At 31.6% G+C, this 13937-nt stretch carries 9 protein-coding genes; all 9 read left to right on the plus strand.

The window, feature by feature from the left end; genetic code table 11:
- Positions 1–53: 53 nt before the first annotated feature.
- Complete coding sequence (locus BD847_RS11505; protein WP_115888430.1) at positions 54–809, plus strand: LytR/AlgR family response regulator transcription factor; 756 nt, start codon at positions 54–56, stop codon at positions 807–809.
- A complete protein-coding gene (locus BD847_RS11510) occupies positions 793–3789 on the plus strand; it encodes a sensor histidine kinase (RefSeq protein WP_115888431.1) in 2997 nt (998 codons plus the stop codon). The genes BD847_RS11505 and BD847_RS11510 overlap by 17 nt, the downstream gene beginning before the upstream one ends.
- Before the next feature lie 169 nt (positions 3790–3958).
- Positions 3959–4210 carry a hypothetical protein gene (locus BD847_RS11515; protein WP_115888432.1) on the plus strand — a complete coding sequence of 84 codons (252 nt, stop codon included), beginning with the start codon at positions 3959–3961 and terminating at the stop codon, positions 4208–4210.
- A gap of 22 nt (positions 4211–4232) precedes the next feature.
- Positions 4233–4805, plus strand: a complete 573-nt coding sequence (locus BD847_RS11520) for a hypothetical protein (protein ID WP_115888433.1) — start codon at positions 4233–4235, stop codon at positions 4803–4805.
- The gene (locus tag BD847_RS11525; RefSeq protein ID WP_115888434.1) at positions 4802–5374 is read left to right on the plus strand and encodes a hypothetical protein; all 573 of its coding nucleotides are present in this window, start codon (positions 4802–4804) and stop codon (positions 5372–5374) included. The genes BD847_RS11520 and BD847_RS11525 overlap by 4 nt, the downstream gene beginning before the upstream one ends.
- Positions 5375–5396: 22 nt before the next feature.
- Complete coding sequence (locus BD847_RS11530) at positions 5397–6248, plus strand: hypothetical protein (protein WP_115888435.1); 852 nt, start codon at positions 5397–5399, stop codon at positions 6246–6248.
- Positions 6249–6597: 349 nt separating this feature from the next.
- Positions 6598–9429, plus strand: coding sequence for an excinuclease ABC subunit UvrA (uvrA, locus tag BD847_RS11535; protein ID WP_115888436.1), 2832 nt, complete (start codon positions 6598–6600; stop codon positions 9427–9429).
- Positions 9430–10069: 640 nt separating this feature from the next.
- Positions 10070–10798, plus strand: coding sequence for an LOG family protein (locus tag BD847_RS11545; protein WP_115888438.1), 729 nt, complete (start codon positions 10070–10072; stop codon positions 10796–10798).
- Positions 10799–11099: 301 nt separating this feature from the next.
- The gene (locus BD847_RS11550) at positions 11100–13847 is read left to right on the plus strand and encodes a gluzincin family metallopeptidase (protein WP_115888439.1); all 2748 of its coding nucleotides are present in this window, start codon (positions 11100–11102) and stop codon (positions 13845–13847) included.
- Positions 13848–13937 lie beyond the last annotated feature (90 nt).

The raw sequence follows: 13937 nt of genomic DNA on the forward strand, positions 1-13937 counted from the left end.
ATTAGCACAATCAAAATACTTTATTTTCCAACCAAATACCACTAAAATCTGTTATGAAAATTAAAGCCATTATTGTTGATGACGAATCACGCGCACGCAGTTTCTTGAAAAATTTATGCAGTAGATATTTTGGGGATAAAATCGAAATAATTGATGAGTGTAATTCCGTTGCTTCGGCTTTAATTTCGATACAAAAAAACACGCCAAATCTTGTTTTTCTGGATATTCAAATGCCAGATGAAAATGGTTTTGAATTGCTTTCTAAATTTGAAAATATTCCGTTTGAAATCATTTTTACAACAGCTCATAAAGAATTTGCAATTGAGGCTATTCGCAAAAGCGCTTTAGATTATTTAGTAAAACCAATTGATGTAAACGACTTTAAAGTTGCTATTGACAGACTTGAATCTGCTTTAAAAAACAAACTCAATTTAAACAGATATCAGCTACTGGCCGAAAATTTAAACCAGCCAGCTTCGGGAAAACAAAGAATTGCATTTCCGACCAAAACTGGTTTTGAAATAATTCATGTAAATAAAATTATCTTTTGTAAATCTGATGGTTCTTATACCTTCATTCAAACCACAGAACAGCAACATTATACATCAAAATCTTTTAAAGAAATAGGCGAATTATTAGAGTCGGAAATCAAATTTCTAAAAGTGCACAGAAGCTATTTGATTAATGCCGAATATGTAAAGAATTTCAAATCCGATATTTATGTTTTAGAAATGACTTCTGGTGATGAAATTCCAGTTTCTGATAAATCATTCAATAAAAAAGAGCTTATTGATGCGATCACCAAATAAGACTTTTTTTCAACTCTTTTTACTTTTTATTACCTCATTTGCTTTTGGTCAATATTTTCCATCTACAAATTTCACAACCTCAGATGGTCTACCAAATAATGCCGTTCGTTCTCTATTTTTAGATTCCAAAAACATTTTATGGATAGGTACCGAAAATGGTGTTTCGAGAATGGAAAATGGGACTTTTACAACTATTGATGAAAGTCACGGTTTAGGCCATAATAGCTGTTGGGATATTGCCGAAGATTCAGATGGGAATATGTGGTTTGCCAGTTATGGTGGTGGCGTAAGTAAATTTGATGGTAAAAAATTTACTGTTTTTACAACCAAAGATGGTCTTCTTGCTAACAAAACAAGAAAAGTTTTTCCTTTCAAAAACAAAGTTTATGTTGGCACAGAACAAGGCGTATCTATAATTGACATTAAAACAAACAAACTTATAACTCCAAAAGTTCCAAAACACAAAGAAGATTTTATTTCTTTATACTTTGTTGTTTATAAAGATGTTGTCTATTTCACTTCTACTTTTGAAGGTTTGTTTAAAATAGATGAATCAAGTTCAGTTCCACGCCTAGTTCCAGTCATTTTACATAAAAATTCGTATTCGCTAGGCCTCTTTGGTTCTACACTTTATAGCGGAAATGAAGGTCATATTGATAAATTCGATTTTAATAAAATCTCAAAAGGAGACAAATCAGCTGTGACTTTTGGAAAATCTTTTGTCTGGCAATTTGCAAAAGACAAAAGGAATACCATTTTTGCAGCAGCGTGGGGCGTTTATACTCCAGACGGAGGTCTTTATACAATTGAAGACGATAAGATGACGGATGTTTCTGCCGTATATGGAATTGATTCGAAAGTATTGCTAAATGTTGTATATGATCAATTTAATGATATACTTTATGTCGGTTCTAACAATAACGGAATTTACCAGGTAAGGTTAAATAAAATTATCAATTACAATTCATTTGATAATTCATCTATTATTGATTTTGAAAATTTTAATGATAAAAAATTAATTTTAGAAACCAGAGGAATCAAAGTTCTGAACTCAAAACAGCACATTATAAAATCAATTTCTCTTGACGATTTTAAGCAAACTGAAATGCGTTTTTACAAAAAAGGAAAAAACATCTTCAGCAAACAATCTGCAGAATCAAGAGATTTTGAACTAAACTTTGACATTCCGACCAATGAAATTGAGTTTTATGAAATCGTGAAAAATCAAAACTCGTTCTGGATCAACAGTAACATTGGAATTTTTGAAATAGATAAAAATTACAAACTCGTCAATTACTTACCAAAGCATAGTTTGAAGATTGGTTTTACGTACGACAATAAACTAATTGAAACGATTACCTATGCAGGAACTCGTGTTTATGAAAATCTAAAAACACTTGAAAATACTCATTATTCAAAGTTCGAAAAAAACACACCGCAATACATTGTTAAAATATTAACCAACAAGGATAAAACGTATCTTTTGTCCGTTTTTAATGGTTTGTATGTCTATAAAAACAGTCAATTTCAGTCGTATCTGGCAGACGGAATCTGGAAAGAAAAGAAGTTCAAACACATTACAAAAAACAATAAAGACCAACTTATTTTAGCTGCTGAATTTGGTGACGTTTTCGTTGTTGATGATTCTAAATCTTTTAAAATCTTAAAAACGATTTCAAAAAAACAGATTATCGGGAATACTATTTTGTTTCTGGAATCATATAAAGATTATATCTTGATAGGTACTGAAAAAGGTATCAATATTTATAAAGATGGTATTATCAGACTAATCGACAAAGAGCAAGGATTAAAAGATTGCAGAATTACGACTTCTCAAATTTTTGACAATACCTTATGGCTCGGAACCCAAAAAGGTTTTTACAACATCGATTTAAACCGTTTGATTGCCGCTCAATTAACCGTTTCTGAAATCGGAATAAGTAAAATAGCAATCAATAATATCCCTTTAAAATCTTCAGCATACAAATGGTTTAGATACAATTCTAAACAATTAATTTCAGATTACAAACACAATTCTTTTTCGATAGATTTTGTTCCAAAAGGACATTCATTTGCTAACAAATTAAAATTCAGGTATCGATTAAACGAAAATAATCGCTGGAGTCCGTATAGCGAAAAGACCAATTTATTCTTGCCTTATCTTCCTTCCGGAAACTACAATTTAGATATTGAAGTTTTTGATATGAATGCTGGAAAATCTAGACTTTTCAGCATTTTACAAATTAAAGTTCAACCGCCTTTTTGGCTAAGTTGGTGGTTTATTACAATGGCAGTAGTCGTTTTATCTGGATTACTGGTTTACATTTTTATTCGAATAAAAAGAAAATCCAATGAAAAAATCATTATTCAGCGTCGTATTGCAGAAACCAAACTGGAAGCATTGTTGAGCCAAATGAATCCGCATTTTACCTTTAATGCAATGAATGCAATACAGGACTTTATAATAAGTAACGATATCGACAACTCGCTTCTCTATATTAGTGAATTTTCTAAATTAATTCGGAAAACTTTAGAAAACTCATCCAAACAATTGATTACGATTGACGAAGAAATAGAATATCTCGAAGCGTATATTACGATCGAAAATATGCGTTTTGACAATCGAATAAATTTTGAAATCCAAATTTCCGAAAAAGTGGATACTTGTTTTACAAAAATCCCGACAATGCTTTTACAGCCTTTTGTTGAGAATGTTTTCGTTCACGCTTTCACCGAATCTAGTATTGCCCCTAAATTGATTATTTCCTTTCAAATGATTTCAGAAACTATTCTGGAATGTAAAATCATAGACAACGGAATGAGTTTAAATGCTGCCAAAAAAAGCAAACTACATCAGTCAAAAGGAATTCAATTAACTAAAGAGCGTCTTTCGCTTTTGCAGGATTTAAAAAATAATTCAATCGAAATTGATTTTACTGAAAATCAAGGTACGAAAGTAGCTATTCTATTATTGATTTAATATCTTTTAATCTTATTGAAAAAGCACTTGTTATTATTGGACAAGTGCTTTTTTTGTTTATAAACCAAAATGATGGTTTCATGGTAAATTTATTGGTGTTTATAAGGTAAAACCATTGGTGATTTAGTGATGGTTTATTTTTGAAAAATAACCTTTCAAATTTTAAAACATGTCCAATTTTTATTGCGAATACTGCGGAACCAAAAGTTCAAGTATCTCAAATCTGACTGCAAATTCATGCTCTCGCCATCCTCTTGGTTCAAGCAAAGGCAAACATAAACTTTACGAAGGATCAGAAAAAACAAAATACAGCTGCAAATATTGTGGTACTTCTGCATCAGCGATTTCAAGTCTAACCGGAAATTCTTGTTCCAGACATCCCAATGGAAGCGGAAAAGGAAAACATGCACCATCATTATAACTAATACTAAAAATTAAACAAAATGGAAATTACTATTGTATCAATTATTAGCACTTTAGTTTTAACAACTTTAGTATGGATAATTTTCTTCAAAAATATTCAAAGCAAACTAACTCATGATAAAGAAAAATTATCAATTGAATTATTCAACATAAAAGCAAACATTGATTTTGAAGTCAACAGAAAACTTGAAGAAAAAGTAACGATTTTAAACGAACAAATTCTTGAACTAAAAAATAAATGTATAACTATTGAAAGAGAGTCATATGAGAAAGGGAAAAAGGATGCTTCAAAAGAATTTGAAAAAGACTATTTTGTCAACGTAATCCCTTACAAAGAAACATACGAAGCTGATAGAGAGTATATAATTTTTGGCAAAAAAAGCAAATATGTTAACGTAGGTTTTCAACGCCAACTATTTGTCAAAGGAATTCCAGTTTTTGAGCCTGTGTATTCTTTTGTTGAAAGATATGAATTTAATGAATTCAAACTTAATGAAGAGGCAATAAACAGACTGGTTAATAATGCAATTAAAGCGATTGCTCCACAAGCGGGAACATTTATTAAAGTCACAGAAGATGTAATGGAAAAATGATGAAAAAGCTACTCCTTATAGTTGTCTGCATCCTGCTAATATCTTGCTCAGACAAATCAAAAATCAAAAATGAAATCGACGAATACGTTGCAAAAAATTTTAACGACCCAAATAGTTACGAGTTAATCGATTTAAAGCTAATCGATACAATCACAGAAAAAAAAGTTTCAATTTTTCTAAAAAAAGAAAGACTAAATAAAATCGAAAAAATAAAAAACTTTATCAAAGAAAAAGAAGAAGAAAACGGAAGATTAGCATCTAGAGCATTTTTTGGTGGAAATCGTTTTTATTTAATGAACACTGTTGATAAACTCGATAAGGAAAAAAAAATATTAGACAGTTATGAAAAAGATTCTATAAAATTAATTAAAGATGAAATTAGAGTTTTAGAAAAATTTACTAGTTCAAATAAAACAAGTCATTTTCGATATCTTCATGAATATAGAGCAAAAAACGATGTTGGTGCTTTAGTAAAATGTACAGATACTTTGAGAATAAACAATGAACTTAAATTAATCTTAGATTTTCCGGATTTTATCATCAGGAAATATGGCGTAGGTTTAGAATAATAAAAAGAAAACTTAATAAATTATGATAAAAAAAATACTAATTGGATTTATATTATTACTTGGATTATCGCTACATAGTCAAGCAAAAAAAGCAGAACCCTCACTCGAAATTAAAGTCAAAAACTATGTAAAATGGTTTGAATCACTACCAGATTACAAAAAACGAGAAGAATCTATAATATTAGTAAATAAACTTAACAGATTGACTCCACATGATAAAGGAGTTTGGCTGGCTTTAATATCTAAATACAGTACTAAAGAAGTTAAACAAAATATTCCTGACAGCTTGACTAATGATGGTGTAAAAAAGAAATTATTACGCGAATTTAAAAATAGTAATTATGTACAAACTAATGAAAAAATAGACTCTATAATAATTCTTAACGCAACAACCGGAAAAGAAAGAACATTAGCAAAAAATGAAGCAACAATAAAAAGGATTGCATTTTTAAAAGCTATAATTGCAAAAGCCGAAAAAAAGATGGATAGTATAGGTGGAGATGTAGATTCTCAATATCGCAATGGCAATATAGAATATATGGATGCTTATCATAACTCTAAAAATGCTACTTACGAGCTTCCTCAACTCAGAGAAAAACTAATACTTTACCAAGGTCCAGGAGATAATAACTGGAATTCTTATTTAATAGATCAATATGAAATAGAAATACATCTTTTAGTTCCTCACAAATTAACAGATGAAGAATTAGATACTGGCATGACTAGTACTTCAAAATTTGATAAAAAGAAAAAAATATACATTGCTGAATTTATAAGAGGAACGAATTACTATAAGGATAACATACGTGATGATAAATTGAGCAGATTTAATATAAACGAAAAAGTAGATTATGATGATGATGATGATGAATAAAAAACAGTTCTTCGTTTCGAAATTGTAACATTAAATTTAAATATATGGCTTATTATCAATGCATGTTTTGTGGAAAAACTAGACCAATGAATTCTGCTATCGGAATTGCTATTAAATGTAGCAAATGGATTGGAATGTGTGTCTGGCAAAAACAGTAGCCCACCTCTTCAGTAAAATGAAAATGAAATTATTATTAAAAGAAGTAAAAACTAAATTCATTCTCCGCATTAAATATTTAAAACGCTAACTCATAGTTAGCGTTTTTTGTTACTATTTGTAACATAAACTTTTGCTATCGAGCACTAAAAGAACAAATCAAAGTGGTAACTTTGCGTTTTTGCCGAAATTTATGCTAGATAAAGACAATACTATTGAAGTTCTTGGTGCAAGAGTTCATAATCTAAAAAATATCGATATTTCTATTCCGCGTGAAAAACTGGTTGTAATTACCGGTTTATCAGGGTCCGGAAAATCTTCTTTGGCGTTTGATACGATTTATGCCGAAGGACAGCGACGTTACGTTGAAACTTTTTCGGCTTATGCCAGACAGTTTCTTGGCGGTTTAGAACGTCCGGATGTTGACAAAATTGACGGACTTTCACCAGTTATCGCTATCGAGCAAAAAACCACAAGTAAAAGCCCACGCTCGACTGTTGGAACAATTACTGAAATATATGATTTCCTAAGACTTCTTTACGCTCGTGGTGCTGATGCATACAGTTACAACACAGGCGAAAAAATGGTTTCGTATTCTGATGAGCAAATCAAAGATCTGATTATTCAGGATTACAAAGGAAAACGCATCAATATACTGGCTCCGGTAATTAAAGCCAGAAAAGGACATTATGCTGAACTTTTCCAGCAAATTACAAAACAAGGATTTTTGAAAGTTCGAGTAAATGGCGATGTTCAGGATTTGGTTTCAGGAATGAAACTGGATCGTTATAAAACCCACGATATCGAAATTGTTGTCGACAGAATGGTGATTGAAGACAATCCTGATACTCAAAAAAGACTTTCTGAAAGCATTAATACTGCCATGCATCATGGCGAAAATGTATTAATGATTCTAGATCAGGATTCTAATGAAGTACGTTATTTCAGTAGAAATTTAATGTGTCCTACAACAGGAATTTCGTACCAAAATCCGGAACCGAATTTATTTTCGTTTAACTCACCAAAAGGTGCGTGCCCACATTGTAACGGATTGGGAACAGTTCACGAAATTAACGTAAAAAAGATTATTCCAAATCCGAAATTATCAATAAAAGCGGGTGGTTTTGCTCCACTTGGTGAATATAAATCGTCGTGGATTTTTAAACAATTAGAAACCATTGGAGAAAAATTCGGTTTTAAACTTACGGATCCAATTGAAAAAATTCCGGAAGAAGCTATGACAATGATTTTGCATGGCGGAAAAGATAAATTTGCTATAAATTCAAAAGATCTTGGCGTAACCAGAGAATATAAAATTGATTTTGAAGGAATTTCAAATTTCATCAAAAATCAATATGATGAAAGCTCTTCTACAACCTTAAAACGTTGGGCAAAAGATTTCATGGACGAAGTTGATTGTCCGGTTTGCGAAGGCTCACGTCTTAAAAAAGAAGCATTATTCTTTAGAGTAAATGAAAAAAATATCACCGAATTATGTGATATGGATATTTCAGATTTGACAGCCTGGTTTCTGGATTTAAACAATCACTTAACTGATAAACAGCTTTTAATCGCTTCTGAAGTAGTAAAAGAAATCAAAGACCGCTTGAACTTCCTGATGAATGTTGGTTTGAATTATTTGGCTTTAAGCCGAAGTTCAAAATCGCTTTCAGGTGGAGAGGCACAGCGTATTCGTCTGGCAACACAAATTGGTTCGCAATTGGTTGGTGTTTTATATATTTTGGATGAACCTAGTATTGGTTTGCACCAAAGAGATAATGAAAAACTGATTCATTCATTAGAGCAATTACGTGATATTGGAAATTCGGTTATTGTGGTGGAACACGATAAAGACATGATCGAAACTGCCGATTATGTAATTGATATTGGTCCAAAAGCAGGAAAATATGGTGGTGAAATCATCAGTATCGGAACTCCTGCAGAAACTCTAAAATCAGATACTATTACCGCTCAATATTTGAATGGTAAAATGAAATTAGAGATTCCGAAAGAACGTAGAAAAGGAAATGGAAAATTCCTTAAACTGACCGGAGCAACGGGGAATAACCTAAAAAATGTTTCGATAGAAATTCCTTTAGGACAATTAACTTGTGTAACCGGAGTTTCGGGAAGCGGGAAATCGACTTTAATTAACGAAACCCTCTACCCTATTCTGAATGCGTATTATTTTAATGGTGTAAAAAAACCACAACCTTACAAGAAAATTGAAGGTTTAGAACATATTGATAAGGTTATTGATATTGACCAAAGTCCGATTGGACGTACACCGCGTTCGAATCCGGCGACTTATACTGAAGTTTTTACTGAAATCAGAAATTTATTTACCATGACTTCTGAAAGTATGATTCGTGGTTACAAAGCCGGACGTTTTAGTTTTAACGTAAAAGGCGGACGCTGTGAAACCTGCGAAGGCTCGGGAGTTAGAACCATAGAAATGAACTTTTTACCAGATGTTTATGTAGAATGTGAAACATGTCAGGGAAAACGTTTCAACAGAGAAACTTTAGAGATTCGATATAAAGGAAAATCAATTTCGGATGTTTTGGATATGACGGTTGACGAAGCTGTTCCGTTCTTTGAAAATATCCCGAAAATTTACAGAAAAGTAAAAACGATTCAAGATGTTGGTTTAGGTTATATTACGCTTGGTCAGCAAAGTACAACTCTTTCTGGTGGTGAAGCGCAACGTATAAAACTGGCTGGAGAATTATCTAAAAAAGATACCGGAAATACCTTTTACATTCTGGATGAACCTACAACCGGATTGCATTTTGAAGACATTCGCGTTTTAATGGACGTCATCAATAAATTGGTTGATAAAGGAAACACAATTCTGGTTATCGAACATAATATGGATGTAATAAAACTTGCCGATTACATTATTGATATTGGTCCTGAAGGTGGAAAAGGTGGCGGGCAATTAGTTGCGAAAGGAACTCCGGAAGAAGTGGCGAAAAATAAAAAAAGCTATACGGCTAAGTTTTTGAAAAAAGAGTTAGAGTAAAATTCATATTTGCTACAGTTTAAAACCAAAGGATCAACAAACTTTAGCTTTATTTAAAGTAACCGCAACGTTTGTCATTTCGACGAAGGAGAAATCTCCACGAGAAGCTCGACAAAGATTGGGTTTACTTTGCGGAGTTGCTTGTGGAGATTTCTCCTTCGTCGAAATGACAATAATTATGACTATTTGTACAAAGCTAAAGCTCATTACCACCTTGGCTTTAAACTTTGACAAAGATTTATATGAAAAAACTTCATAACACAACATACACTATATCTCTGATAATGAATACAAAAACTAAAAACTAATCATTATCACAACATTACTTTTAGATTATAATTCTTGTTTTCTATAACAATTCTAGAAAAAAGCGTTAATTTAGTATCCGCTTTTTTTGAAAAATTCAAGTTTTTTAAAAGAAAATAATATCTCGATTAAACCTAATGCTTAATTGAAACCAACTGCCTTAGCCCTGATGGGAGCGGCATCCTTTTGTGGTGGTCCCGATAGCTATCGGGACACAAAAGATATAGCGGACAGCAGAATACGAGCAATAGCGAACTGACGAAGTAAATAGCTCCTTCTTCCAACTATAAAAATATCTGCTTAAATAAAAATATAAATAATTAAAATACCTAAAATGAGATTAGAAGATTTTGATAATGATGAAGATAAAGTAATCCAGGACAGTTTAAAACAAAAAACCTGGAATGAAATAAGAACCAATGACAGCTGGGCGATTTTTAAAATTATGTCCGAGTTTGTAAATGGTTACGAAAGTATGGGACGTATTGGTCCGTGTGTTTCTATTTTTGGATCGGCGAGAACAAAACCAGACGACAAATACTATCAATTGGCTGAAAAAATTGCTTTTAAAATTAGTAAAGCTGGTTATGGCGTAATTACGGGAGGAGGCCCGGGAATTATGGAAGCAGGAAATAAAGGTGCACATTTAGGTGGCGGAACTTCGGTTGGTTTAAACATCGAGCTTCCTTTTGAGCAGCATTTCAACCCTTATATTGATCATGATAAAAACCTAAATTTCGATTATTTCTTTGTGAGAAAAGTAATGTTCGTTAAATATTCGCAAGGTTTTGTGGTAATGCCTGGAGGTTTTGGAACTTTAGACGAAATGTTTGAAGCTATCACGCTGATTCAGACGAAGAAAATTGGAAAATTCCCAATTATACTTGTTGGAGTTGAATTCTGGGCCGGGTTAATTGAATGGGTAAAAACTGTTTTGGTTGAAAAAATGAAAACTGTGAGTCCTGAAGATTTGAACTTATTTAAAATTGTTGACACAGAAGATGAAGTTGTAGACGTTTTGGATAAATTCTACAAGAAATACGATTTGAGTCCGAATTTCTAATATTTTTTAAACCATATAAGTAATTTAAGATAATTTAAGTTTGTACTTTATAGACTTAGAATTACATGAACTTATATAACTTATATGGTTAAATTTTCTTAACTTTTATAAAAATTGAAAGCTGTTTTTTAAAACAGCTTTTTTTATGCTATTTTTACATAAATCCAAAACATCTTTATACTCGTAATTTAAGATAGATCGATAAAATTTACGCCAATCCTTGAAGTCATTCTATAAAATTATTATCCTCTTTTTTGTTTTATTGAGCTCGATAAAACAATATGCACAACATCAATCTAAGATGGAAGTGGCGGTTAATCTTGAATTGAAGACATTGAACATCAAACAGGATATTATATACAACAATACTTCCAATGATACTTTGAGTTCAATTGTTCTGAACGATTGGAATAACGCTTTTTCAAACAAAAATACGCCTTTGGCAAGACGCTTTTCAGATGAATTTTATGGAGGCTTTCATTTGGCAAAAGAATATGAAAGAGGAAATACTACCATTCTAAATCTTACAGATTCCGACTTTACGGCGCTTGAATGGGAACGAACTGCAAAAAATCCAGATTATGTTGTTGTGAAATTAAACCAAAAATTACTTCCTGGTCAACAGATTAATCTTCACCTGACTTATATTTCTAAAATTCCAAGTGATAAATTCACACGTTATGGCTACAATCAAAATGGAATGATTTTGAAAAATTGGTTTTTAAGTCCGGCACGCTTTGAAAATCATGAATTTACCAAGAATAACAATTTTAATCTGGACGATATTGCAAACGCTGTAACCGATTATGAAATTGAAATTAAAGTTCCTAGCAACTATCAGATAATAACAGATTTAAATCCTGTTTCTAAAGACATTTCAAATTCAACTTTTACTGATTATTTTTTTGCCGGTAAGAACAGATCTGATTTTAGTCTTTTCCTTCAAAAACTAAGTAATTTCAAAAGTTACAATAACGGAACGATTGAAGTTTTGACAGATTTAAGAAATAAAAAAATTACTGAAATTCAAAAAGCTATTGTCATCAATAGAGTGGCAAAATTTACTGAAGATTTCGTTGGAAAATATCCACACGAAAAAATCACTATTTCGCAGGCCGATTATGACCGAAATCCTTTTTATGGATTAAATCAGCTTCCTTCATTTATTAGTCCGTTTTCTGATGAATTTATGTTTGAGATTACTTTTTTTAAAACTTATCTTAACAATTACTTGAAAAATAGCCTGCGTCTGGATCCGAGAAAAGACAACTGGGTATATGACGGAATTCAGATTTATGCCATGATAAAATACATGGAAGAAAATCATCTGGATGAAAAAATGCTTGGCCGACTTTCTAAAATGAAATTATTTAAAAGCTACAATATTACCAATCTGACTTTTAACGAGCAGTACAGCTATTATTATATGCTGATGGCACGTAAAAATCTAGATCAGCCACTTGGTGATCCAAAAAATACTTTAATAAAATTTAACGAACAAATTGCGAGTAAATACCGTGCAGGCTTAAGTTTTAGTTATTTGGATGATTATCTAAATCATGACATTGTTCCAGAAAGCGTTCAAGAATTTTATACGCTAAACCAAACACAGCAAACCAATCGATACGATTTTGAAAAAATCCTGATTAAAAAATCACCAAAAGATATTGACTGGTTTTTTAAAACTATCATTGATTCCAGAGATATTATTGACTACAAATTTGACCTGGTTTCAAGAACTGCAGACAGCGTTCAATTTTCTCTGGAAAACAGAACAGGTATCTATGCTCCGATTCCGATTTACGGTGTCAAAAAAAATCAAGTCGTTTTTAAAGAATGGATTGAACCGTTAAAAACAGATTCTATCTATCATTTTGCCCGAAAAAATGCAGACAAATTGGTCATCAATTATGACAATGAAGTTCCCGAATACAACCAGAGAAACAATTGGAAATCTTTGAAAAGTCTTGTAATAACAAATCGTCCGATAAAATTTAATTTTTCCAAAGATTTAGAAGATCCCTATTATAATCAAATTTTATATGTCCCAACGCTTACGTATAACTATTATGATGGATTCACGCCCGGAGTTCGTTTTCATAACAAAACGATACTCGAAAAACCATTTACTTTTGATATAAATCCAGCCTATTCGATTAAAGCCGGTACATTATCTGGATCTTCAGCATTTTCATGGAGTCAATACTATAGAGACAGCAACCTTTACAATATAAGATATTCGATTAGCGAAAATTATTATCACTATGCACCAGATGCGACCTATTTACGTCTGAATCCGATGGTTCAGTTCAGAATTCGCGAAGACAATTTTAGAGATAACCGAAAGCAATATATATTGTTTCGACAAGTAATTGTAAATCGCGAAGAAAGTGCTTTTTTAGTCGATAATTCGAAGCCAAATTATTCTGTTTTTAATGCACGTTATGGTAATACCAAAACAGAATTGATTGATCATTTCAGTTTTATGACTGATTTACAATTTTCAGGAGATTTCGGGAAATTATCCGGAGAAGTAGAATACAGAAGATTGTTTGAAAACAATCGAAAATTAAATTTGAGAATGTACGCCGGAAGCTTTATTTACAACAATACGGATTCTGATTATTTCAGTTTTGCACTCGATCGCCCAACAGATTATCTTTTTGATTATAATTTTTACGGACGATCCGAAAGTACCGGTTTTTTCAGTCAGCAATATATTATGGCTGAAGGTGCTTTTAAATCAAAATTAGAGCCATCATATGCCAATCAATGGATTGCAACATTAAATGGAAGTTACGCTATTTGGAACTGGATTGAGGTATATGGAGACGTCGGATTTATAAAAAGTAAACATCAAAATGCGTTTTTTGCTTATGACAGCGGAATCCGTCTAAATTTAGTTCAGGATTACTTTGAATTTTATTTTCCGGTCTATTCAAACAATGGTTGGGAGATTACTCAAAATAAATACAATGAAAAGATACGTTTTGTTATTACTTTCTCACCAAAAACATTACTCAATCTTTTTACCCGAAAATGGCTTTAATTAAATAAATTTTAAAAAAAATCATGAATTATTATCATTAAAACAAAAAATTTAATAAAAATAATTCAAAAAAAGTACGTAGTTTTTTGA

The sequence above is a fragment of the Flavobacterium cutihirudinis genome (assembly GCF_003385895.1).
GTDB classification, from domain to species: Bacteria; Bacteroidota; Bacteroidia; order Flavobacteriales; family Flavobacteriaceae; genus Flavobacterium; species Flavobacterium cutihirudinis.